The 23,585-nt window shown below is 71.6% G+C and carries 22 protein-coding genes; 15 read left to right on the top strand and 7 right to left on the bottom strand.

Features of this window, described 5'->3' with window-relative positions; translation table 11 throughout:
- Positions 1-9: 9 nt before the first annotated feature.
- The 3 genes from FED44_RS24965 to FED44_RS24975 all read right to left on the bottom strand — a co-directional run bounded on the left by FED44_RS24965 (position 10) and on the right by FED44_RS24975 (position 3,804).
- Positions 10-933, bottom strand: a complete 924-nt coding sequence (locus FED44_RS24965; RefSeq protein WP_117408767.1) for a carbohydrate ABC transporter permease — start codon at positions 931-933, stop codon at positions 10-12.
- Positions 934-1,030: 97 nt separating this feature from the next.
- On the bottom strand, positions 1,031-2,410 hold the full coding sequence (locus FED44_RS24970) for an extracellular solute-binding protein (protein WP_117408768.1): 1,380 nt from the start codon (positions 2,408-2,410) through the stop codon (positions 1,031-1,033).
- A gap of 383 nt (positions 2,411-2,793) precedes the next feature.
- Positions 2,794-3,804, bottom strand: a complete 1,011-nt coding sequence (locus FED44_RS24975) for a LacI family DNA-binding transcriptional regulator (protein ID WP_117408769.1) — start codon at positions 3,802-3,804, stop codon at positions 2,794-2,796.
- Between the two features lie 346 nt (positions 3,805-4,150).
- Between FED44_RS24975 and FED44_RS24980 the strand changes: the two genes are divergently transcribed.
- A complete protein-coding gene (locus FED44_RS24980) occupies positions 4,151-7,009 on the top strand; it encodes a discoidin domain-containing protein (protein WP_138462241.1) in 2,859 nt (952 codons plus the stop codon).
- Between the two features lie 77 nt (positions 7,010-7,086).
- Here FED44_RS24980 and FED44_RS24985 read toward each other — a convergent pair whose 3' ends face one another.
- Positions 7,087-8,079, bottom strand: coding sequence for a LacI family DNA-binding transcriptional regulator (locus FED44_RS24985; RefSeq protein WP_117408771.1), 993 nt, complete (start codon positions 8,077-8,079; stop codon positions 7,087-7,089).
- A 105-nt stretch (positions 8,080-8,184) separates the two neighbouring features.
- Here FED44_RS24985 and FED44_RS24990 point away from each other — a divergent pair, with 105 nt between their 5' ends.
- Positions 8,185-8,556, top strand: coding sequence for a hypothetical protein (locus tag FED44_RS24990; protein WP_138462242.1), 372 nt, complete (start codon positions 8,185-8,187; stop codon positions 8,554-8,556).
- 128 nt (positions 8,557-8,684) lie between these two features.
- Here FED44_RS24990 and FED44_RS24995 read toward each other — a convergent pair whose 3' ends face one another.
- Genes FED44_RS24995 through FED44_RS36010 form a run of 3 tightly spaced genes read right to left on the bottom strand, consistent with a single transcriptional unit; the run spans position 8,685 to position 9,314 of the window.
- The gene (locus FED44_RS24995; protein WP_138462243.1) at positions 8,685-8,933 is read right to left on the bottom strand and encodes a hypothetical protein; all 249 of its coding nucleotides are present in this window, start codon (positions 8,931-8,933) and stop codon (positions 8,685-8,687) included.
- Complete coding sequence (locus FED44_RS25000) at positions 8,926-9,153, bottom strand: DUF6158 family protein (RefSeq protein WP_117408774.1); 228 nt, start codon at positions 9,151-9,153, stop codon at positions 8,926-8,928. The genes FED44_RS24995 and FED44_RS25000 overlap by 8 nt, the downstream gene beginning before the upstream one ends.
- A gap of 11 nt (positions 9,154-9,164) precedes the next feature.
- Complete coding sequence (locus tag FED44_RS36010) at positions 9,165-9,314, bottom strand: hypothetical protein (RefSeq protein WP_165900815.1); 150 nt, start codon at positions 9,312-9,314, stop codon at positions 9,165-9,167.
- Between the two features lie 260 nt (positions 9,315-9,574).
- Between FED44_RS36010 and FED44_RS25005 the strand changes: the two genes are divergently transcribed.
- From FED44_RS25005 to FED44_RS25065, 13 genes are all read left to right on the top strand, one after another.
- Complete coding sequence (locus tag FED44_RS25005) at positions 9,575-10,018, top strand: ATP-binding protein (protein ID WP_133306095.1); 444 nt, start codon at positions 9,575-9,577, stop codon at positions 10,016-10,018.
- Positions 10,019-10,079: 61 nt separating this feature from the next.
- Positions 10,080-11,519, top strand: a complete 1,440-nt coding sequence (locus tag FED44_RS25010) for an MFS transporter (protein ID WP_208759149.1) — start codon at positions 10,080-10,082, stop codon at positions 11,517-11,519.
- Between the two features lie 167 nt (positions 11,520-11,686).
- Positions 11,687-12,526, top strand: a complete 840-nt coding sequence (locus FED44_RS25015) for an LLM class flavin-dependent oxidoreductase (protein WP_138462244.1) — start codon at positions 11,687-11,689, stop codon at positions 12,524-12,526.
- Between the two features lie 122 nt (positions 12,527-12,648).
- Complete coding sequence (locus FED44_RS25020) at positions 12,649-13,110, top strand: PH domain-containing protein (RefSeq protein ID WP_244302238.1); 462 nt, start codon at positions 12,649-12,651, stop codon at positions 13,108-13,110.
- A 20-nt stretch (positions 13,111-13,130) separates the two neighbouring features.
- Entirely contained in the window at positions 13,131-14,747 is a 1,617-nt protein-coding gene (locus FED44_RS25025) for a PH domain-containing protein (RefSeq protein WP_138462245.1), read from the top strand.
- Between the two features lie 41 nt (positions 14,748-14,788).
- Entirely contained in the window at positions 14,789-15,802 is a 1,014-nt protein-coding gene (gene speB / locus FED44_RS25030) for an agmatinase (RefSeq protein ID WP_117408778.1), read from the top strand.
- Between the two features lie 81 nt (positions 15,803-15,883).
- Positions 15,884-16,795 (top strand): serine hydrolase, encoded by a 912-nt coding sequence (locus FED44_RS25035; RefSeq protein ID WP_208759150.1) that lies wholly within the window; start codon positions 15,884-15,886, stop codon positions 16,793-16,795.
- 95 nt (positions 16,796-16,890) lie between these two features.
- Positions 16,891-17,925, top strand: coding sequence for a rod shape-determining protein (mreB, locus tag FED44_RS25040; protein WP_244302240.1), 1,035 nt, complete (start codon positions 16,891-16,893; stop codon positions 17,923-17,925).
- A gap of 35 nt (positions 17,926-17,960) precedes the next feature.
- Complete coding sequence (gene mreC, locus FED44_RS25045) at positions 17,961-18,815, top strand: rod shape-determining protein MreC (protein WP_138462246.1); 855 nt, start codon at positions 17,961-17,963, stop codon at positions 18,813-18,815.
- Positions 18,812-19,366 carry a hypothetical protein gene (locus tag FED44_RS36015; protein ID WP_165900817.1) on the top strand — a complete coding sequence of 185 codons (555 nt, stop codon included), beginning with the start codon at positions 18,812-18,814 and terminating at the stop codon, positions 19,364-19,366. Before mreC ends, FED44_RS36015 begins: the two co-directional genes overlap by 4 nt.
- Positions 19,359-21,365, top strand: coding sequence for a penicillin-binding protein 2 (mrdA, locus tag FED44_RS25055; RefSeq protein ID WP_244302241.1), 2,007 nt, complete (start codon positions 19,359-19,361; stop codon positions 21,363-21,365). The genes FED44_RS36015 and mrdA overlap by 8 nt, the downstream gene beginning before the upstream one ends.
- Positions 21,362-22,549 carry a rod shape-determining protein RodA gene (rodA, locus tag FED44_RS25060; RefSeq protein WP_138462247.1) on the top strand — a complete coding sequence of 396 codons (1,188 nt, stop codon included), beginning with the start codon at positions 21,362-21,364 and terminating at the stop codon, positions 22,547-22,549. Before mrdA ends, rodA begins: the two co-directional genes overlap by 4 nt.
- Positions 22,542-23,585, top strand: coding sequence for a DUF2293 domain-containing protein (locus tag FED44_RS25065; protein ID WP_182877683.1), 1,044 nt, complete (start codon positions 22,542-22,544; stop codon positions 23,583-23,585). The genes rodA and FED44_RS25065 overlap by 8 nt, the downstream gene beginning before the upstream one ends.

The following is a 23,585-nucleotide window of genomic DNA, read 5'->3' on the forward strand; positions in this document are numbered from 1 at the left end:
TCGCTCCCCTCACACCGTGTTGTCGCGCGAGACGCGCAGGTAGATCGCGGAGAACACCATGAGCACGATCATGAGCATCAGGCCGAGCGCGTTGCCCGCGTTGAGATTGCCGAAGTTGAAGGCGTACTGATACATGAGGTAGACGACGCTGACCGTGGCGTTCTCGGGGCCGCCGCCGGTGAGCAGGTAGGGCTCGATGAAGACCTGCATGGTCGCCACGATCTGCAGCAACAGCATCACCAGCAGGATCAGCTTGGTCTGCGGGATCGTGACGTGCCGGATCCGCTTGAACAGGCCGGCGCCGTCGAGTTCCGCGGCCTCGTACAGCTCGCTCGGGATGGTCTGCAGGGCGGCGAGGTAGATCAGCGTGCCGCTGCCCATGTTCATCCAGGTGGAGACGATGACCAGCGAGATCAGCGCGGTGCTCGTCGAGTTGAGCCACTGCAGGCCGGGCAGGTGGAACAGGTCCAGAACCTGGTTGAACAGCCCGTAGTCGGGGTTGTAGAACCACTGGAACAGCAGGACGCTCACCGCGGGCGGCAGCATGACCGGCAGGTAGACCACGAAGCGCAGGTAGGCGCGGGCGTGCCGTAGCTCGTTCAGGACGATCGCGGCGACGAAGGGGATTCCGTAGCCGCAGATCAGGGCGAGCACCGTGAAGAGCGCGGTGTTGACCCAGGCCGGTCCGAACGCCGGATCGTTGACGATGGTGCGGAAGTTCTCTAGCCCCACCCATTTGGGTGGATCCACGAAGTTGGTCTTCTGGAAGCTGAGGATGACCTCCCGGACCATCGGATACCAGGAGAAGAACGCGAAACAGATCAGAGCGCCGCACAGGAAGCCGTAGGCGGTCACGTTGCGCCGCACGGCGCGCCGCAGTTTCGTCGGCTGCCGCCGGCTGCCGCCCGCTGCCGGGATGCTCGCTGTGGTCATCGTTGTGAATCCGATCTCGACGTGATTGCCGGGGCGCCGACCGCGACGGTGACGGCCGCGGGCGGCGCCCCGGGTTAGGCCCGGATTATCAGGGCGCTCAGCCCTTCGAGGCCAGCAGGGAGTTGACCTTCGACTCGGCGTCGGAAAGGAGCTGGTCGATGTTCGCGTCCTTGCGGGTCAGCACGGCCGACATCGGAGTGTCGAGAATCTTGTAGATCTCCTGGGCGTACGGCCCGGGCTCGGCCTTGGGCGGGATGCCCTTGGAGCCCTCCACCCATCCGGCGAACTGCGCGGCGTCGATGTTGGCGTTCGCCTTGCGCAGGTCGTTCACGGCCTGGCCGGACGGCGTGTCCGCGCCGTACAGGTCGGGGTACGGCTGGCCGACGGTGAGGTTCGCGCCCTTGGCCCGCACGTAGTCGAACTGTCCCTTGCCGGGGGTGAGGAACTTGTACTCGATCCACTTGAGGCCGGCCTTGATCTGCTCAGGCGTGGCCTTCGGGTTGATCATGTAGCCGGCGCCGCCGTTGAACAGGGCCTTGGCCTCGGGCTGGGCCGTGATGGAGTAGTTCTCGAACTTGCCGCCGAAGTCGTTGCGCAGCGAGATGAGCACGTCGGGCGCGCCCAGCATCATGCCCATCTTGCCGCCGGCCATGGCCTTCATCAGGGCCGGCCAGTCGATGTAGAGCTGGGAGCCCATGCTGTTGTCGGCCCACCGCATCTGGTGGAGGTTCTCCAGCACGGCCTTGCCCTCAGGGGTGTTGAAGGCAGCCTTCTTGCCGTCGTCGGTGATGACCGATCCGCCGCGGCCGTAGATGGAGGCGGTGAAGTGCCAGCCGCCGACGTTGTTGCCGCTGTACTCGCCGTACCCGACGTAGCCGGGGCCGAGCCCGGCGATCTTCTTCGCGGCGGCCTGCACGTCGGCCCACGTCTTGGGCGGGTTGTTCGGGTCGAGCCCGGCCTTGGTGAAGACCTCCTTGTTGTAGACGAGGCCCATGCCGTAGCCGTCGGTCGGCAGGCCGTAGATCTTGCCGTCCTTCTTGAAGAGGTCGATCGAGCTGTTGTAGTCCGCGAACGTCTTCAGCTCGTTGACGTACGGCGTGAGGTCGGCGGCCTGCCCGCTCTCGATGAGGCGGCCCACGTTGGGGAAGTTGACGTAGAAGACCGTCTCGAGTTCGCCGCTGGCCAGCTTGGGCTCGAAGGTGCGCGGGTCGTAGCAGGGGAAGGCGTCCGTGACCTTCGAGACCTTGATGGTGGGGTTCAGCTTCTGGAAGGCCGCCAGGTCCTCCTCGAAGGTCGCACGCTCCGCCTTGTTCGTCTTCGGCGGCTCACAGTTGACCGAGATCGACACCGGCCCGGCGCTGCCGGGCGCCGCGCTGGCCTTGTCGCCGCTGTTACCGCTGTCGTCGGTGCCGCACGCCGCGGCCGCTGCAATGGCAAGTCCCGAGACCAGCAGTATCGAGAGCTTGTGGGATTTCATCCTCGTTCCCTTCTGGAACCGCGCACCACGACCCGTCGAAGCACACGGCTCGGGGCCGACTGGAGCGCCCCGATCCGCTCGGTTGCGAGAAACATACAGAGGCATGCAGGAATGAGCAATAGTTCGTCATTAACTCTGCAAAAAAGTGACAGTGATTGGTCTGTCGCTGGCATGCCATGAAGAGGCGGCTTTTCGGGAGCCGGGCGCGTCGGCGTGGCCAGGCACGACGGCCCGGAAGCGGTTGAGGAGGGACGCGCTCAAGAGTGGGCGGGTGCTCCGGCCGGCCGTGACAGTGGCGGTCCGGTGAGCCGCGGGAGCGGCCATCGCGGGCGCGGTGGTACAGGGCACGGTCTTACGCCGGCCTCCGCACCCGCCCGCCCCCGCTAAGAGCGGGGCGCGGGGGCGGTCGAGGCGCGTACGACCAGCTCGGGCTCGAACAGCAGCTCGTCCCCCGACACCACGGCCGCGTCGATCTGCGCCACCAGCAGCTCGACGGCCGCCCTGCCCATCGCGTCGATGGGCTGGCGGACTGTGGTCAGCGGCGGGTCCACGCAGTTCATCAGCGCCGAGTCGTCATAGCCGATGACGGAGACGTCCTCGGGCACCGACAACCCCGCCCGGCGGGCCGCCCTGATCGCGCCGAGGGCGAGCACGTCGCTGGCGCAGATGATGCCGGTCACGCCCCTGGCGACCATGCGCGTGGCGGCGGCGTGCCCGCCTTCCAGCGAGAACATCGTGTGCTCGACGTGGCCGGGGTCGAGTTCCAGGCCGTTGGCGGCCGCATACGCCCGGAACGCGGCGAGCTTGCGCTGGGACGGCACGTGGTCGGGCGGGCCGAGCAGCATCGCGACCTGGCGGTGCCCGAGCGCCATGAGATGGGCGAGCGCGATCTCGGCCGCGGCGATGTCGTCGCACGACACCTGCGGAAACCCGAGATGCTCGACCGCGGCGTTGACGAGCACGGTCGGCAGCTTGCGTTCGAGGACCCTGCGGTAGTGGCTGTGGGAGGCGTCCCCCTGGGCGTACAGGCCGCCGGCGAAGACCATGCCGGACACGTGCTGCTGGAGGAGCAGGTCCACGTAGTCGGACTCGGAGACGCCGCCCACGGTCCGGGTGCACAGCACGGACGTGAACCCCTGCTGGGCCAGCGCGCCCCCCACGACCTCGGCGAAGGCCGGGAAGATCGGGTTCTGCAGCTCGGGGAGGACCAGGCCGACGAGCCGGCCGCGGTCGCCGCGCAACTGGGTGGGCCGCTCGTATCCCAGCACGTCGAGCGCGGTGAGCACCGCCTCTCTGGTGGCGTCGGAGACCCCCGGCTTGCCATTGAGCACGCGACTCACCGTCGCCTCGCTCACGCCCACCTTCTTGGCCACTTCCGCAAGCCGTCGTGTCATGGACGCAACTATACGACAGCGAGCGCAAATGCTTTCATCCGCTTGCGTATGTGATCGTGAACAGCACGTCAGGCCACTGTCTCGCTGCGCGGGCGGGGGCCGCGCCGATCGCGATCCCCTGGGCGCCGCCCCGCGCACTCCTCCGGCCGACATGCGGAGCGTTCCAGAAGGCTCGGGGCTGGGATGACGTGATGTCGTAACGTACATGTCATCTTGCGACTTCTCGTCGGAATATTGCAGAAGGTTGTCCGCCAACTTATCGTGTGGGCCACTCACCTTCTTCGGAGATGTGGCGGTCCAGCGTCCACGCCGCATCTCCCGGGTCTCGCATGCAGAAAGGAACCTCATGAGAAGATCCGGAGCCGCCATCACGGTGGCGGGGGCGCTGATCGCTGTGGGGAGCATGGTGGCGTTCCCCGGCACGTCGTCGGCCGCGACCTCGCCGTCGCCCTTCTCCGTGCCGGGAAGAGGCGCGGCCGTGCCGTTCACGGAGATCGAGGCCGAGGCCGCCGCGACCAACGGCGAGCAGATCGGCCCGGACCGCGTCTACACCCATCTGCCGTCCGAGGCGTCGGGCCGCCGGGCCGTACGGCTCGACGCGCCGGGAGAGTACGTCGAGTTCACCCTGCCCAAGTCCGCCAACGCCATGACCGTGCGCTACAGCGTGCCGGACAACGCGGCCGGAACGGGCATCACGGCGCCGGTGGACCTGAGGATCAACGGGACCAAGCTCAAGGACCTGCAGTTCACCTCCCGGTACGGCTGGTTCTACGGCGGCTACCCGTTCGGCAACACACCCGGCGACAAGCCGCACCACTTCTACGACGAAACCCGGACGATGTTCGGGTCCACCCTGGCGGCGGGGACCAAGGTCAGGATCCAGGTGGCCTCCACCTCGGTCGCGCCGTGGGTCGTCGTGGACCTCGCCGACTTCGAACTCGTGCCGGACGCGATCCCCCGGCCCGCCGGGTCGCTGTCGGTCGACGACTTCGGCGCCGACCGCAACGGCACGAGCGACTCCACCGCCGCCTTCCAGGCCGCAGTCGACGCCGGAAAGGCCCAGGGCAAGGAGGTCTACGTCCCGGCCGGGACGTACACCCTGTGGGACCATGTGGTCGTTGACGGGGTCACGCTGCGCGGGGCCGGGCCCTGGTACAGCGTGCTCACCGGCCGCCATCCCACCCAGCGCAACCGGGCCGTCGGCGTCTACGGCAAGTACGTCAGCGGCGGCGGCTACACCGGCGGGATCCGGCCGCACGAGGCGGGCGGGCCGAGCCGCAGCGTCACCCTGCGGGACTTCGCGATCATCGGCGACATCACGGAACGGGTGGACGATGACCAGGTCAACGCCCTCGGGGGCGCGATGACCAATTCGGTGGTCGACAACCTGTGGATCCAGCACACCAAGGTCGGGGCCTGGATGGACGGCCCGATGGACAACTTCACGTTGAAGAACAGCCGCATCCTCGACCAGACGGCCGACGGCGTGAACTTCCACACCGGGGTCACCAACTCCACTGTGACCAACACCTTCGTCCGCAACACGGGTGACGACGGCCTGGCGATGTGGCCCGACCGGATAGCCAACGTGAACAACGCCTTCACGTTCAACACCGTGGTCGCGCCGGTCCTGGCCAACAACATCGTGACGTACGGCGGCCGGGACATAAAGATCACCGACAACGTGGTCAGCGACACGCTCACCAACGGCGGCGGCATCCACGTCGCCAACCGCTACCCGGGGGTGAACTCCGGCCAGGGCACGGCGGTGGCCGGCACGATCACCGCCGCCCGCAACACCCTCATCCGGGCCGGCAACAGCGACTACAACTGGAACTTCGGCGTCGGCGCGATCTGGTTCGACGGCCTCAACGAGCCGATCAACGCGACGATCAACGTGACCGACACCGACATCATCGACAGTTCCTACGAGGCCATCCAGTTCATCGAGGGCAGCACCCAGACCGTCAACTTCTCGAACGTGAACATCGACGGCACCGGGACGTACATGATCCAGGCGCAGGCGGCGGCGAAGACGAGCTTCACCAACGTCCGGGCGGCCCACATCGGCGCGGGCGTCGCGATCCACAACTGCGTCGGCACCGGATTCGCTCCCACGTACGGCACGGGCAACTCCGGCTGGAGCCTGAGCTCCACCGTCTGCACCGGCCAGTGGCCCGCGCCGAACTACATCTACGACGGCAGCGGCCCGAGCCCGAGCCCGTCGCCGTCCACCTCTCCCTCCACCTCTCCCTCCGCCTCCCCCTCGCCTTCGCCTTCGCCCAGCCCCACGGCGTGCGCTCCCGGCAGCGGCGACCTCGCCCGGGGCAAGACGGTCACGGCGACGAGCAGCACGCAGGCGTACGTCCCGGCCAACGCCGTGGACGGCGACGCCAACACCTACTGGGAGTCGGCCAACAACGCCTTCCCGCAGTCGATCACCGTGGACCTGTGCGCGGTGACCCCGGTCCAGCGGGTGGTGCTCAAGCTGCCGCCGAGCGCCGCCTGGGCCACCCGCACCCAGACCCTCGCGGTCCTGGGCAGCACGGACGGCACGAACTACACCACCTTGTCCCCCTCGGCGGGCCGCACGTTCGACCCGGCCACCGGGAACACGGCGAACATCCCCTTCACGACCGCAAACGTCCGCTACGTCCGGGTGACGGTCATCGGCAACACCGGCTGGCCCGCAGGGCAGCTGTCGGCCTTCGAGGTGTACGGCACCGGCGCCACCCCCAGCCCGTCGCCCAGTGCCTCCCCCAGCCAGTCGCCCAGCCCGCCGCCCACGGGGAACCTCGCCCGGGGCAAGACGGTCACGGCGACGAGCAACACCCAGACGTACGTCCCGGCCAACGCCGTGGACGGCGACGCGAACACCTACTGGGAGTCGGTCAACAACGCCTTTCCGCAGACCCTGACCGTGGACCTCGGCGCGTCCGTCACGGTCGGCAGGGTGGTGCTCAAGCTGCCGCCGAGCGCCGCCTGGGGCTCCCGCACCCAGACGCTGGCGATCCTCGGCAGCACGGACGGCACGAACTACACCACGATCGCCGGACCGGCGGGCCACACCTTCGACCCGGTGACCGGCAACACCGTCACCGTCGCCGTGCCCGCCGCCGCCCGGCGCTACCTGCGGCTGAGCGTCACCGGTAACACCGGCTGGCCGGCCGCGCAGATCTCCGAGTTCGAGGCGTACGCCTCGTAACCCGGAACGGGACGCCCGGAGGAGGAGTGGACGCCTCCTCCTCCGGGCTCCCCCACAGCATGACCCCCGGCAGGCCGTCAGGTGACGGGGACGCCGACGCGTCCGGTGGAGGAGCGGACGACCAGCTCCGGCTCGAACAACAGCTCTCCGGTCGCGACGGCGGTGCCCTCGATCTGGCTCACCAGCAGCTCCACCGCCGCCCGGCCCATCGCCTCGATCGGCTGACGCACCGTCGTCAGCGGCGGGTCGACGCAGGTCATCAGCGCGGAGTCGTCGTATCCGACGACGGACACGTCCTCCGGCACGCGCCTGCCCGAGCGCCGGGCGGCGCGGATCGCGCCGAGAGCCAGCGGGTCGCTGCCGCAGACGATGCCGGTGACCTCCTGCCGCACCAGCTTCAGGGCCGCCGCGTGGCCGCCCTCCAGCGAGTGCATCGTGTGCTCGACCAACTCGCCGCCCAGGGCGCGGTACGCCTCCAGCTTGCGCGCGGACGGCATGTGGTCGGCGGGGCCGACGATCAGGCCGATGCGGCGGTGGCCGAGGGCGCGCAGGTGACCGAGCGCCTGCTCCACCGCGATCGCGTCGTCGCAGGAGACGCGGGGGAAGTCCCAGTGCTCGGCGGCGGCGTTGACCAGCACGGTGGGCAGCCGGCGTTCGACGAGCCGCAGGTAGTGCTCATGGACGACGCCGGTCTGCGTGTAGAGGCCTCCGGCGAACACGACCCCCGACACGTGCTGTTGCAGCAGCAGGTCGACATAGTCGGCCTCGGAGATCCCGCCGACGGTTCTGGTGCACAGCACCGGGGTGAACCCCTGCTGGGCCAGCGCACCCCCGACGACCTCGGCGAACGCCGGGAAGATGGGGTTCTGCAGCTCGGGCAGGACCAGGCCGACCAACCGGCCGCGCTCCCCGCGCAACTGCGTCGGCCGCTCGTATCCCAGCACGTCGAGGGCCGTCAGCACCGCCTCCCGGGTGGCCTCCGACACCCCGGCCTTGCCGTTCAGGACGCGACTCACCGTGGCCTCGCTGACCCCGACCTTCTTCGCAACCTCCGCAAGCCGCCGCGTCATGGCGGCAAGCATACGACGCGCACCTGCGCTGCAAGCGGCTTGAAAGCGGAGCGAAAGGGGGCGTCCGTAGTGTCCGGGGCGTTGCAGATCACTCAGGAAGGCGTCATGAACATCCTCAGGAACAGCCTCGCCGTCATCGCGGCGTCCGCCCTTCTCAGCCTGACCGCCGCCTGCGGCGGCGGCCAGACGGCCGTCTGCGAGGAGGCGACCAAGGCGTTCACCGACTACAGCACCAAGGCCGCCGCCGCGGCCGGGGACATCAAGGGCCTCAACACCGCGACCGGCGACCTGGCCGCCCAGCTCAAGGACCTGTCCGGCAAGGCCGACGGCGACCTGAAGGTGGCGCTCGCCGGCATGGCCGACTCGTGGGGCTCCTTCAAGATCGACCTCAAGGACCCGGCGGCCGCGGCCAAGCTGAGCGAGTTCGGGCAGAAGGCCACCCAGGCGACCCAGGAACTGGCGAGCGCCTGCTCCTGACCCCGGCTCACGGGGTCACCCACGAACTCCCGGCCGGTCCCGGCGATCCGGGGCGAGGCGCGCGCGGTGTGGCGCACCACCGCCGCCCTCCCCGTCGCCGCGGGCCGGCCGGGCCCCATCTGTCAGTGTCAGTATTCGAGTCCCCAGTCGTGCGCGCCGAGGAGGTAGGCGTCCCCCTTGGGGACCAGCCTGCCGCCCTCGACCAGGGTGCCGAGGCACCGCCGTACGTCGTCCTCGCCGAGCGCGGTCATCTCGGCGACCGCCGAGATGGTCGCCGAACGCTCGTCCACGTTCAGCGCGGCGACGGCCTCGTAGACCGTCAGCTCGGTCCCCGACATCTCCTGGGCGTCGCCCAGGCTCTCCTCGTCCTCACGCACTGCGCTGCCTCGCCCCCTCCCGCAGCCGCTCCGGATCGACCTGCCGGTCCGGGTAGCGTTCGAGGTACTCACCCTCCAGCTCCTGCGTCCGGGAGGTGTGGCGCTCCAGCGCGTCGTCCGACCCGTGGAAGAACGTCTCGCTGCGGGTCTCGTGCAGATGGCGCAGCTCGCGGAGCAGATCCTCGTCGCCCAGGTCCCGGGGGTCGACACCCATCGTCATCAGCGTTCTCCTCACACCTCTGTCGGTTTGTCCCAGCGCTCGTCGGGCTTTCCGTCGTCCGGCTTGGCGTTCGGCGGATCCGTCTCCGACGGCATCCACTCGCCTGCGATGTCCGGCTCGTCCGCGTCGATATCGATATAGCGACCGTCTTCTCTTCGCATGCCAGGTCTCCTGCCCGGTGAGACGAGCCCCATACCGGCCCGCCCGCAAAGGCCGCGACCGGGATGATGATCTCCATGGACGTCTCCGGCCGCATCCGCCCCTCTTCCCCTGCGCCGCGCTCCCCCTTATCTCACGAAAGGAGACCATGCAATCGCATTCGCCATATTGCGGAGCCGAATTGCAAAGTGCAGGATGAACGCAGTCTTACATCGGCCTCGATTCCCCGACGGCAGGCGGGTGCACAGGGAGCTATCACGGGATGACAATTCTCAACCTCTCGGGGAGAATCGCGATCTCACGCCCCTTCTCGGGAGACCCGTCCCAGGTGCGGGCCGCCCGGCGGTTCGTGGCCGCCCGCCTCGGCGACGGCCACCCCTGCCGGGACGACGCGGTGCAGCTGATCGGCGAGCTGATCGCCGAGTCCCTGCGGCACGCCGACTCGTGCGGCCGGCCGCCGGGCTACGGCGTGTCCGTCCTGGCCACTCCCGGAGCCGCCCGGGTCACGCTGTCCACCCAGGGCTGCGGCTGCTGGACGTCTCCCAACCTCACGCCGGGGCGCGGCGTCCACCTGGTGGACCTGTTCACCAGGCACTGGGGCGTGTCGGCCAGCCGCGCCGGAGTCTGCGTGTGGTTCGAACTCGGGCACGACGGCGTGGTCCCTCCGCCCGGAGGCGTGGGGAGTGAAGGCGCCCGGACGGTCTGACGTGAATTTCCGGCCCGATATCGGGTAGTCGGCCGCCATATCTTCCGAAGAAGGGGATGATATGGCGCAGATTAGTACCGACATTCCCGCGCGGCTGGATCGGCTCCCCTGGGCTCGCTGGCACTGGCTGGTGCTCATCGGCCTCGGCACCGTCTGGATTCTCGACGGGCTCGAAGTGACCATCGTCGGGGTCATCGGCCCGCGCATCACCGACCCGAGCAGCGGGCTGGGGCTCAGCGACAGCGAGGTCGGCGTCGCCGCCGGCGTGTACGTCGCGGGAGCCTGCCTGGGCGCTCTCTTCTTCGGCCACCTGACGGACCGGTTCGGGCGCAAGAAGCTCTTCCTGGTGACGCTCGCCGTCTACCTCGCCGCCACCGTGGCCACCGCGTTCGCCCACGACGCCTGGTACTTCTACCTGTGCCGGTTCTTCACCGGCGCCGGCATCGGAGGCGAGTACGCCGCGATCAACTCGGCGATCGACGAACTCATCCCGGCGCGCGTGCGCGGCACGGTCGACCTGGTGGTGAACGGCTCCTTCTGGCTGGGCACGGCGCTCGGCGCCCTCATCGCGATCCCGGCGCTCGACACGGGCCTGCTGCCGGCGGACCTCGGCTGGCGTCTGCTGTTCGGGCTGGGCGCCATCCTGGGCGTGGCCATCCTGCTGGTCCGCCGTACGGTGCCGGAGAGTCCACGCTGGCTGTTCATCCACGGCCGGGAACGGGAGGCCGAGGAGATCGTCCGCGAGATCGAGACGAAGGTCCGCGACGAGAGCGGCAAGACGCTCGAACCCGCGCACGGGGAGATCAGGATCACCCAGCGGGAGCACACCCCGCTGACGGAGGTGGCGGCGACACTGCTGCGGCGCTACCCCAAGCGCACCGTCGTCGGCCTGTCGCTGTTCGTCGGCCAGGCGTTCCTCTACAACTCGATCTTCTTCACGTACGCGCTGGTGCTGTCGACCTTCTTCAAGGTGCCGGACGGCAGCACGCCGTGGTACCTCATCCCGATCGCGATCGGGAACTTCCTCGGCCCCGTCCTGCTCGGCCGGTTCTTCGACACGATCGGCCGCCGCACGATGATCGCGGGCAGCTACGCGCTGTCCGGCCTGCTCCTGCTCGGCACCGCCGCGCTGTTCAACGCGCAGGTGCTCTCGCCGGTGACCCTCACGATCTGCTGGATGGTGGTGTTCTTCTTCGCCTCCGCCGGGGCGAGCAGCGCCTACCTGACGGTCTCGGAGATCTTCCCGATGGAGACCCGGGCCCTCGCCATCGCCCTGTTCTACGCGGTCGGCACCGGGCTCGGCGGCATCATCGGGCCGGTGCTGTTCGGCCGCCTGGTGGAGAGCGAGAGCGTGGGCAACGTCGTCGTCGGCTACGTCATCGGCGCCGTGCTGATGATCGCGGCGGGGCTGGTGCAGTGGTTCATGGGCGTGGAGGCCGCCCGGCGCTCGCTGGAGGACATCGCCGCCCCCCTCAGCGCCGAGCAGCACCAGATGGCCTGACCGCCCGACCGGCGCAGAGGCGTGCGGGTTCGGGTCCGCCGGAGGCACGCTCCGGCTCTCCGGCACAGGCACCTGTCTCACGGCAGGTGCCTGTGCCGTCCTCGCCTCCCTCCGTCCTGGATACTTGGAAGGCCGTGGAGCCGATCTCGCACACTGGAGGGCCGCCCGTGAGGCTTGGAGTCGTCTTCGACCGCGACCTCCCGCCGGAGTCGCTCCCCCGGTTCGCCCGGGAACTCGACGGCACCGCGGTCTCCGACCTGTGGGTGGTGGAGGACCTCGGCTGGACGGGCGCGATCTCCTCGGCGGCCACGGCGCTGGCCGCGACCGCACGCCTGCGCGTGGGCATCGGCATCACCCCGGCGCCCCTGCGCAATCCCATGCTGCTGGCGATGGAGCTGGCCAACCTGGCCCGCCTCCATCCCGGGCGGCTGGCCGCCGGGATCGGGCACGGAGTGCAGGCGTGGATGCGTCAGGCAGGCGCCGCCGCCTCGTCACCTATGTCGTTGCTGGAGGAGACGATCACGTCCGTACGGGCGCTGCTGCGCGGCGAGACCGTCACCCTGCACGGACGCGAGGTGCGCCTGGACGGCGTCCGCCTCGTCCACCCGCCGGCCGAGCCGCCGCCCGTCCTCGCCGGAGTGGTGAGCCCCCGCTCCCTGGCCCTGTCGGGCCGGGTGGCCGAGGGCACGATCCTCCCCGAGGGGCTGGGCCCCGAGCGGCTGCGTTCGGTCATCGAGCACGTCGGCGCGACCGGTGATCACGAAGTGGTGGCGTTCGTCTACCTCTGCGTCGGCGACGACGCACGCGAGGTCATGCGGCCCGCGGCGGAGCAGCAGGCGGCGTTCCTGCGGGTCGCGCCGGAGGAGGTCGCCATGGCGGTGGGTTCCCCGCAGGAGGCGTCCGCGCACGTCAGGGCGTTGTGGCAGGCGGGCGTGACCACGGTCGCCGTCCGCCCCGTGGGCGCCGACCCGCTCTCCCACGTCCGCGAGCTCCTGTCGGCCCTCTGACCCGGGAGCGACCCCCTCACGCGCGGCTCCGCACGGGCGGCATGGGCGGATGCCCGGGAGGTCGGCGGATCGGGCAGAGTTGAGGCGTGGACGTCCCGACCCTCCGACCCCCTCGGCACCGCGTGAGCCGCACCGCCATCTGGTACTGGGCCGCGCGGGCCGCTCTGGGCTGGCTCATCCTCCTGGCGGCCCAGGTGATCTGGCTGGTGGCCGACGACGCGGGCGTGCCGCTCTCCGCGCACGTCATCGGCCTCGCCGCGACCGCCGTCGTCGCGGCGGCGCACGTCACGCTCATGCCGCTGTGGCGTTACCGGGTGCACCGCTGGGAGGCCACCCCGGCGGCGGTGTTCACGCAGTCGGGCTGGTTCCGGCAGGAGTGGCGCATCGCCCCCGTCTCCCGCATCCAGACGGTGGACAGCGAGCGCGGCCCGCTGGAGCAGCTCTTCCGCCTCGCCAACGTCACCGTCACCACGGCCTCGGCCGCCGGTCCCATCAAGGTCGGCGGTCTCGACCGGGACACAGCCCAGCGCCTGGTCGCCGAGCTCACCGCCAACGCGCAGGCGACGGCGGGCGACGCGACATGAGCGGCTCGGTGAGCGGCTCGATGACCGGTCCCGTAAGCGGCCCGGCCCCGACCGACTGGCGGCGGCTCAGCCCGCGGATGCTGCTGGTCCATCCGGTCCAGGAGGTCGTGCGGGCCGCCCCGGCGCTGCTCGGCCTGCTGGTGGCGGGAACGAGCAGCGGCGGGAAGGGCCACCTGTGGACCCTCGCGGGCGTCGGCCTGACGGTCCTGTTCGGCATGCTCCGCTGGTTCACCACGACGTACCGGATCTCCCCCGAGCACGTGCAGGTCAGGCGCGGGCTGCTGAACCGGAAGGTGCTGACCGTGCCCCGCGACCGGGTCCGCACCGTCGACGTCACCTCCCACGTGCTGCACCGCGTGCTCGGCCTGGCCCGGGTGGAGGTGGGGACGGGCACCTCCGACCGCAGGCACGATAGCCGGCTCAAGCTCGACGCGCTGAGCGCCGCCGAGGCCGCCAACCTGCGCGTGGAACTGCTGCACCGCTCCCCCGCCGCCCAATCGACGGTGGCCCAGTCCTCCGCGGCCCAGTCCCCGGCGTCGCCGGTGCCGCCGCCCGCCGGGAGCACGCTAGCCGGGGAGACCGAACTCGCGCGGATGCGTCCCGGGTGGGTCAGGTTCGGGCCGTTCACCATGTCCGGTCTGGTCACCGTGGGCGTCGTCGGCGGCTTCGTGTCCCGCCTGGTCTCGGAGGGGAACATCGACCTCGACCGGGTGGGGCCGGTCCGGGAGACCTGGCGGTGGTTCAGCGCGATGTCGCTCGCGCTGGAGATCGCGACGGTGGTGCTCGTGCTCGTGGTGTTCGTGGGCGTCGCGTCCACGCTCGGCTACGTCCTGGCGTACGGGAACTTCCGGCTGACCCGGCACGCCGAGGGCACCCTGCACGTGACCCGGGGCCTGCTGACCAGGCGGGCCACCACCATCGAGGAACGGCGGCTGCGGGGGGTCGAGGTCGACGAGCCCCTGCTGCTGCGGGCCGTACGCGGAGCCCGGTTGTCCGCGGTGACGACCGGTCTGCGCTCGGGGCAGGGCGGCCAGCGCGGCGGCTCGATGCTGCTGCCGCCCGCGCCCCGCGCGGAGGCCGCCGCGGTGGCCCGGCTCGTGCTGTCCCACGCGCCCGGCGCCACCGGCCCGGCACCCCTCACCGCGCCCTTCCCCGAGCCCCTGACCGCGCCCCTCATCCCGCACGGGCCCGCAGCGCTGCGCCGCCGGTTCACCCGCGCGTTCGGCGTGCACGTGCCGATCCTGGTCGCGCTGCTCCTGTTGTGGGCGCTGGGCGAGCCGCCCCTGTGGCCCTGGCTCACCGCCGCCGCCCTGCTACCGGTGACGGCGCTGCTCGCCGCCGACCGCTACCGATCCCTCGGACACGCCCTGACCTCGGGATATCTGGTGACCCGGTGGGGCTCGCTCGTCCGCCGCCGGGTCGTGCTGCGGTGCGACGGCGTCATCGGCTGGACCGTCGAGCGGTCGTTCTTCCAGCGGCGGGCGGGCCTCGCCACGCTGACGGCGACCACCGCGGCGGGCGGGCAGAGCTACCAGGTGCGCGACGTCGAACTCGCCGAGGCGCTGCGCCTGGCCACCGCGGGCACCCCCGGCCTGCTCGACCCGTTCCTGCAACGTGCCGGTTCTGTCAGCCAATAGCATGTGATGTCCGATAAGACCGATTGACTGCCAGGAGTGGGATGAGCCGCTACGGCCAGATGTTCGGCCCCGACATCACCTTCCTCGGGGTCGAGCGCTGCGACCTCGACGACCCGGCCGGTTACGCGGGAGCCGACGTCGTGATCCTGGGCGCGCCCTTCGACGGCGGCACCTCGCACCGCCCGGGGGCCCGCTTCGGCCCGAACGCCATCCGCCAGACGTGCTATCTCCCCCACGACGGCTCCCGGCCGAGCCTGGCGCTGCGCGTGGACGCCCTCAGGGACCTGCGCGTGCTGGACGCCGGGGACGTGGAGACCTACGCCGGCGACATCGAGGGCAGCCTGCGCGCGATCGAGGACGCCGTCGCCCGTATCGCGGCCTCCGGGGCCGTTCCCGTCGTCCTCGGCGGCGACCACACGATCGCCCTGCCCGACGCGACCGGCGTGGCGCGGCACCACGGCTTCGGCCGCGTCTCCATGATCCACTTCGACGCGCACGCGGACACCGGCGACATCGAGTTCGGCCACCTGCACGGCCACGGGCAGCCGATGCGGCGGCTGATCGAGTCGGGCGCGATCCGGGGCGACCGCTTCCTGCAGATCGGCCTGCGCGGCTACTGGCCCGGCCCCGAGATCCTCGACTGGATGGCCGGTCAGCGGATGCGGTCGTACGAGATGACGGAGATCGTCGCCAGAGGGCTCGACGAGTGCCTCACCGAGGCGTACGCGATCGCGCTCGACGACTGCGACGGGGTCTACCTGTCGGTCGATGTGGACGTCTGCGACCCCGGCCACGCGCCGGGCACCGGCACGCCCGAGCCGGGCGGCCTGTCGGCCCGCCAGCTTCTCGACGCCGTCCGCAGGACCTGTTACGAACTGCCGGTCGTCGGGCTGGAGATCGTCGAGGTGGCCCCGCCGTACGACCACGCGGACATCACGGCCTACCTCGGCAACCGGGTCGTCCTGGAGGCGCTGTCGGCCATCGCCCGGCGCCGCAGGGACGCCGCCGAGGGCACCCGCTGGGACCCCAGGCGTCCCCTCCTCGACGGACGCTGACCCGCTCCATCTGATAGTCATGGCCGGGTGACGCGATCGAGAACCGCCGCACCCACGGCCGCATCGACTGCCTTGGCCGTCGTGCTCACGGCGCTCCTGACGGCCTGCTCGGCGAACGGCACCCCCGCGGCCGCCACCACCGCGACCACCGCGACCACCGCGAAGCCGGCGCCCCAGGCGGCCGCGCGAGCAGCCGCGCGGTCGTCAGTGCGGTCGCCGGCGAAACCGGTGCGGGTGCCGGCCGGGGTCACGGCGGGATACTCGATGGTGGACCTGGCGACCGGCAGGACCGTCGCGCAGCATCTGGCGCACCACCGGTTCCGGTCGGCGTCGGTGGTCAAGATCCTCATCGCGACCGACTACCTGGAGCGGCACCGGGGCGCGATCCCCGCCCGGGACAGGGCGCTGCTGACGCCCATGCTCCGCGGCAGCGACGACGACGCCGCCACCACCCTGTGGCGGCGCGGGGGTCAGGGCGAGATCGTCCGGCGGATGGCGCGCCGGATCGGCCTGTCCGAAACCTCCCCGCCGCCCGCGGCCAAACCCGGCTTCTGGGGCTACACCGCCATCAGCGCGGCCGACATCGCGCTCGTCTACCGATATCTGCTGAAGCGGGCCGAACCCCGCGTCCGCGACTTCGTCCTGGGCAACCTGCGCCAGGCCTGGCGGTGCGCGAGCGACGGCTTCGACCAGTACTTCGGCATTCCCCGCGCCGTCCCCCGGCCCTGGGCGATCAAGCAGGGATGGTCCGGGTACGGCTCGGCGCCCCCGGTCCGGTGCGCCCGCGCGAAGACCGCGTCATACCGTATCGGGCCGGTCACGATGGGCCGCGAACCGGTTGATTTCGGCCGTCCGGTGCTCCACACTACAGGCGTGATCAGCGACCGGCTGATCATGGTCGTGCTCACCCTGCAGCCCTCGGGGGCGTCCTTCGCGAAGTCGGCCGAACGGGTGACGAAGCTGGCGAGAGACCTCTATCTCAGCGTCACCTAGCGGCCCGCTTTCGTGCGGATGTGTTCTGTTTCAGAGGCGGGGGCGGCGGGCAGCGATCACGCGTGCTCTCCCTCCTCTCTGAAAGCTGGTCGCCGATGGGTTTCCCGTGGGGATTGCTCGGCCGGGACATGGCGGTCGACCTCGGTACGGCCAACACGCTGGTGTACGTGCGCAAGAAGGGCGTCGTCCTGGACGAGCCCTCGGTCGTGGCGATCAACCTGCACAGCGACCGGATCGTGGCCGTCGGGACCGCCGCGAAGGAGATGATCGGGCGGACCCCGCCCCACATCGCGACTCTGCGCCCGCTCAAGGACGGCGTGATCGCCGACCTCGACGCCGCCGAGCGCATGCTGCGGCACTTCATCCAGCTCGCGCACCGGAACCGCTACCTGGCCAAGCCCCGCGTCGTCGTCGCCGTGCCGAGCGGCACCACCAGCGTCGAGCAGCGCGCGGTCCGCGAGGCGGCGTACGAGGCGGGCGCCCGGCGCGTCCACATCATCGAGGAGCCCATGGCGGCCGCGATCGGCGCGGGCCTCAACGTGGGCGACACGACCGGCAACATGGTCGTGGACATCGGCGGCGGGACCACCGAGGTCGCGATCGTCTCGCTCGGCGGGGTGGTCGTGTCGAAGTCGGTGCGGGTCGGCGGCGACGAACTCGACGAGGCGATCGTCAACTACGTCAAGAAGGAACACTCTCTCCTGCTCGGCGAGCGCACGGCCGAGCACATCAAGATCACCATGGGCAGCGCGCGGCCGGGCGGCGACGACACGACGACGCAGCCGATCCGGGGCCGCGACCTGGTCACCGGTCTGCCCAAGACGGCGACGATCACCAGGGGCCAGGTCAGGGAGGCCATCGAGGACCAGGTCCAGACGATCGTCGACGCCGTCCAGACCACGCTGGACCAGTGCCCGGCCGAGCTCGCGGGCGACCTGCTCGACAACGGGATCGTGCTGACCGGGGGCGGGGCGCTGCTCGAAGGCCTCGCCGGGCGGCTCGAAGAGGCGGTCGGCATGCCGATCCACCTCGTCGACCAGCCGCTCCAGTCGGTCGTGCTGGGCGCGGGCCGCTGCACCGAGCGGTTCGACGACATGCGGGACGTGTTCCTCCCCGAAACCCGCAGATGAGGACGGCAGGTCACCCAGGTCGCCCCGGACGCCGGGTGCCCGTGCTGCTGGCGCTCGCCGCCGTCGCGCTGATCGCGGCAGACACGGTGATCCCGCTGGACCCCCTGCGGGCGTTCGGGTCGGCCGTCTACGGCGGGCTGGAGGACGCGGCGTCCTCCAGCGTCCGCTGGGCGTCGGGCGCGGGCCGCCTGGAGGACCTCGAACGGGAGAACACCCGGCTGCGCGCCGAACTGCTCGCCGCCCGCCGGGCCACCCCGCCCCCGGCCGAGGGGAACGGCTATCAGGTCGTCTCGGCCCACGCCGTCGGCTTCGGCCGGGACGGCACCGTCACGATCGACGCCGGCGCCGACGCCGGGGTGACCCCCGACATGACGGTCTTCGACGCCGACGGGCTGGTCGGCCGGGTCCTGCGGACCGGCCCGGGGACGGCGACGGTGCAACTCGCCACCGCCTCCGGCGCCTCCGTCGGCGCCCGCCTGGAGGGCTCGCGGGAGGTCGGCCTGGTGACCGGCGTCCCCGAGCACGGCCTGCTGCGGCTGGGCCTGCTCAATCCTTCGGCCGACGTGAAGCCGGGCGACCGGGTGGTGACGCTGGGCTCGCGCGACCTGCGGCCCTTCGTGCCGGACGTGCCGATCGGCACCGTCGTCACGGTCGAGCCGGCGGCGGACGCCCTGACCAGGACCGCGCTCGTGCGCCCCTTCGCACGGTTCACCGCGCTGGAGAACGTCACGGTGGTCCTCGGGCCGCTGCCGGACGCCCCGGCCGTCACGGACACCTCCACGAAGGAGCCCGAGAAGAAGTCCGAGAAGACCAATAAGTCCAAGAAGTCGAAGAAAAAGAAGAAAGCGAAGAAGAAGGACACGTCCGGGCCCACGGAGGGGGCGCGATGAGGGCGGTCATCCTCTCCGTGCTGCTCGTCCTCGCCGCGCCGGTTCTCCAGGTCACCGTGGTCAACGGGTGGGCGCTTCCCGGGGGAGTGCCCGACCTCGTGCTGATCTGCGTCATCGCACTCGTGCCGCTGCTGCGGACCAGGGCTGTCGCGGGCGCGGGGCCGGGCACCGGGGCCGGGGCGCTCCTGGGGTTCGCCGCGGGCCTGGCCGCCGACGTCGCCCCGCCCGCCGACCACACCATCGGACGGCTCGCGCTGGTGCTGTGCCTGGCCGGCTGGGCGGCCATGCGGATCCCCGCCGACGACGGGGCCGCGCGCCGTGTCGCGGGCGCCGCCCTCGTGGCCCTCGGCGCGTCACTCGCCGAGGGCGTGCTCGCGGCCCTGCTGGACGGGACCCCCTGGGCCTCCGCGCTCGCCCCCGGCGCGATCGCCTGGACCACCGGCGGCGCCGCACTCGTGACGGCCGGGCTCGCCCTCCTCCCCCGGCGCCGGTCCTTCGGACGGGTGCCGGCCTCCCGCCCCCTGTACCCGCGCGGGGGACGGCGTGCGTAGCGGCGCCCCCGGCGGCATCCGGGGAAACGCCAACCGGGGGCGCCTCACGGTGGTGTTCGTCGTGGTCACCACGCTCATGCTGACCCTGCTCGGCCGCCTGTGGTACCTGCAGGTCGTCACCGGCTCGTCGTATTCGAGGGCCGCGACGGAGTCGCGGGTGCGCTCGGTGGTCCTGCCGCCCGTGCGCGGGCAGATCCTCGACGTGCGCGGCCGGCCGCTCGTGGCCAACGAGACCCGGCCGCAGGTGTCGGTGGACTACATGGCCCTCCTCCACCAGCCCGACGGCGGGACGGACGTGCTGACCAGGCTGGCGCGGGCCCTGGGCCGGCCGTACCAGGAGCTCGCCGACCGGGCCCGGCTGTGCGGCAGGGACGTGCCGCGGCCGTGCTGGCCCGGCTCGCCGTACCAGCCGATCGTCGTCGCCGACGACGTCAGCGTGCGCACGGCGCTGTGGATCGCGGAGCGGCAGAACGAGTTCCCCGGCGTCAGCACGGCGCTGCGGCCGGTCCGGACCTATCCGCTCGGCCCGGCCGCGGCGCACGTCCTCGGCTACCTGCAGCCGCCCTCCCCCGACGACCCCGAAGGGGGTCCGGAGCTGATCGGCCGCGACGGCCTCGAAGCGCGGTACGACCGCGACCTGGCCGGCCGGACCGGGATCAGGGAGGTGGCGGTGGACAGCACCGGCAAGGTCACCGGCCTGATCCGCGAGGAGGCCGCCGTACCCGGCGAGACGCTGGTGACCAGCATCGACGCGCGCGTCCAGGAGGTCGCCGAGCGGGCGCTGGCCCGGGCGGTGACCGGCGCGCGCCGGCGCGGCGAGCCCGCCGACAGCGGCGCGGCGGTCGTGCTGGAGGCGAGGACCGGGCGGGTGACGGCGATCGCCGACTATCCCAGCTACGACCCCGGCGTGTGGACCGGCGGCATCTCCCAGCGCGCCTACGAGGACCTGCCGCTGATCAGCGCCGCCGTGCAGGGGCAGTGGGCCCCGGGGTCGACGTGGAAGGTCACCTCGACGGCCGCGGCGGCGAAGGCGGGCTACGGGCTGCGGGACTCCTACGACTGCCCGGGCGGCTACAAGATCGGTGGCCGGGTGTTCCACAACTTCGAGAGCGCCGAACTGGGCCGGATGGACATGCGGCGGGCCCTGGTGGTCTCCTGCGACACGATCTTCTACCGCTTCGCGGAGCGGATGTGGAAGCGCGACGGCGGGCTGACGCCCGTGAAGCGGCCCAAGGACCCGATGCAGAAGATGGCGAAGGAGTTCGGGTTCGGCACGCCCACCGGGATCGACCTGCCGCACGAGGCGGCCGGAAGGGTGCCCGACCGGGCCTGGAAGAAGGCCAACTGGGAGCGGACCCGGGCCGACGCCTGCCGCCGCGCCAAGAGCGGCTACCCGGAGGAGTCCGACCGCGGGCGGGCGGCCTACCTCAAGGCGCTCGCGGCCGACAACTGCCGCTCCGGCGGGGTCTGGTGGGCCGGCGACGCGGCCAACTTCTCCATCGGCCAGGGCGACGTGCTGGTGACGCCGCTCCAGCTCGCCCGGGGCTACGCCGCGCTCGCCAACGGCGGCACGGTCTTCAGCCCGAGGATCGGCAAGCGGATCGAGCGCCCTGACGGCACGGTGGTCCGCACCATCGCCCCGCCCGTCGTGGGCAGGATCGACGTCTCCCGCAAGACGTTGCGCTTCATCCGCGACTCGCTGGCCGGCGTGCCGCGCGAGGGAACCGCCGCCGCCGCGTTCGCGGGGTTCCCGCTCAAGCGCTTCCCGGTGGCCGGCAAGACCGGCACCGCCGAGGCGTACGGCAGGCAGGACACCTCGTGGTTCGCCTCCTTCGCCCCCGCCAAGGACCCCAAGTACGTCGTGGTGGTCGTGGTGTCGCAGGGCGGCACGGGCGGGACCACGGCGGCCCCCGCGGCCAGGGAGATCTGGGAGGGCATCGACGCGCTCACCCACCACAAGAAGCACCCCAAGAAGCACAAGAAGGGTGGTGGGCGATGACGACGCTGGGTCCCCTGTCCGTACGGCTGCCGCCGGCCCGCGCGACCCGCCGGCGGGCCTCGGCGGGCGTCACCCTCCCCGCCCTGGGGCTGGTGCTGCCCGCCGCCGCGCTGTCGGCGATCGGGCTGCTGCTGGTGTGGTCGGCCACCCGCGGCCGGCCGGGCTCCACGCTGCCGGAACGGCAGGCCATCAGCGTGGGCATCGGCTTCGCGCTGATGTGGGCCGTCTCGCGGATCGACCTGCGGCTGCTGCGGGCCTACGTGCCGCTGCTCTACCTGCTCGGGCTCGCCGGGCTGGTCGCCGTGCTGACCCCGCTCGGCCGCACGATCAACGGCTCGCACGCCTGGATCGTCCTCGGGAACGGCCTCCAGTTCCAGCCGTCCGAGTTCGCCAAGGCGGCCACGCTGCTCGCGCTCGCGACGATCCTCGGCGAGCTGCGCGACGGGGAGCGGAGGCCGGGCGCGGGGGCGGTGCTGCTCGCGCTGGGAGTGGCCGCGGTGCCGGTCGGCCTGATCGCGCTGCAGCCCGACCACGGCACCGCCCTGGTCTTCCTGGTCCTCACCTTCGGGATGATCGCCGTCTCCGGCGCGCCCAAGAGGTGGTTCGCGGCGTTCGCCGCAGCCGGCGCCGCCGGGGTGCTGCTGGTGTGGCGGCTCGACCTCATCCGGCCCTACCAGCTCCAGCGGCTGATGGTGCTGGCCGACCCCGACGCCGATCCGATGGGCGTCGGCTACAACGCCACGCAGGCGAGGATCGCGATCGGCTCGGGCGGGCTGCTCGGCAAGGGCCTGTTCCACGGCGAGCAGACGGCCGGCCACTTCGTGCCCGAACAGCACACCGACTTCATCTTCACGGTGGCCGGCGAGGAACTCGGCTTCCTCGGCGGCGCCTGCGTGATCCTGCTGATGCTCGCGCTGCTGTGGCGGGGTCTGTGGATCGCGGCCAGGAGCCCCTCCCCGTTCGGCACGGTCCTGGCCGGCGGGGTGGTGTGCTGGCTGGCGTTCCAGACGTTCGTCAACGTGGGGATGACGATGGGCCTGCTGCCCATCGCCGGGCTGCCGCTGCCGTTCGTCTCGTACGGCGGGTCGGCCACGATCTCCAGCCTGGCGGCCGTGGGGCTGCTCGCCGCCGTGAACCGCCGCACCCGCACGCCCCGCATACGGCAATCTAGGAGGAGTGCGTAGCAAGCTCGGCGGACGGGTGGCCCAGGCGGCGGAGATCGCCCTGGCCAACCGCAGATACGTGACCCCCATCGACGTCCTCACCGGCCTGCGCTGGCTGCACGACCGCCATGTGCAGACTTGGCGGCAGGGCCGCGTGGACAGCCTGGAACGGCTGGCCGCCGTGGACGCGGACCGGATGGAGGAGGCCCTGTCGCATCTGCGGGAGTGGGCCCGGTCGCGGAACCTCCTGGAGAGCGAGGCGGCGTACACGGCCGGGACCCGCGACCGGCGGCCCCTGCGCTTCACCGCCGTGGGCGGCGAGGAGACGGAGCGCGCCTTCCGGATCCACTGGCTGTCGCCCGACCTGAGCGAGGCCCGGCGGCGGCAGATCGAGGACCGGCAGGGCCGGGCCCCCGACCTCGTGGTCGTCGCACCGTCGGAGGCGTGGACCTGCGCCGGCTGCGCGGAGAGCGGGCCGTACCTGATCATGGAGGACGATGCGCCGCACTGCCTGACGTGCGCCGACATGGACCATCTGTGCCTGCTGCCCGCGGGGAACGCCGCGCTGAGCCGCCGCGCCAAGAAGGAGAGCGGGCTGTCGGCCGTCGTGGTCCGCTTCAACCGGCGGCGCAAGAGGTACGAGCGGCTCGGCGTCCTCGTGGAGGAGGAGGCGCTGGCGCGGGCCGAGGAGCAGTGCCTGGCCGACGAGGAGGTGCGGCTGCGCCGCCGGGAGCGCGACCGCGAGCGCCGGGCGGACGAGGACGCCGGGTTCCGGGACCGGATGGCCGCGGAGATCCGCCGGCTGTTCCCCGGCTGTCCCGCCGGGCGGGCCGAGGCCATCGCCGGGCACGCCGCCGTACGCGGCAGCGGGCGGGTCGGCCGCACCGCCGCCGCCCGCGCGCTGGACGAGGGCGCCGTCACGCTCGCCGTGGTCGCGAGCGTGCGTCACCTGGACACCGACTACGACGTGCTGCTCATGTCGGGGGTGCCGCGGATGGCCGCCCGCGAGCGGATCCGCTCCCGCGTCGACGAGGTGCTCACCGCCTGGCGGGCCTGA

It is taken from the genome of Microbispora triticiradicis, assembly GCF_005864065.1.
In the GTDB taxonomy this organism is placed as follows: Bacteria; Actinomycetota; Actinomycetes; order Streptosporangiales; family Streptosporangiaceae; genus Microbispora; species Microbispora triticiradicis.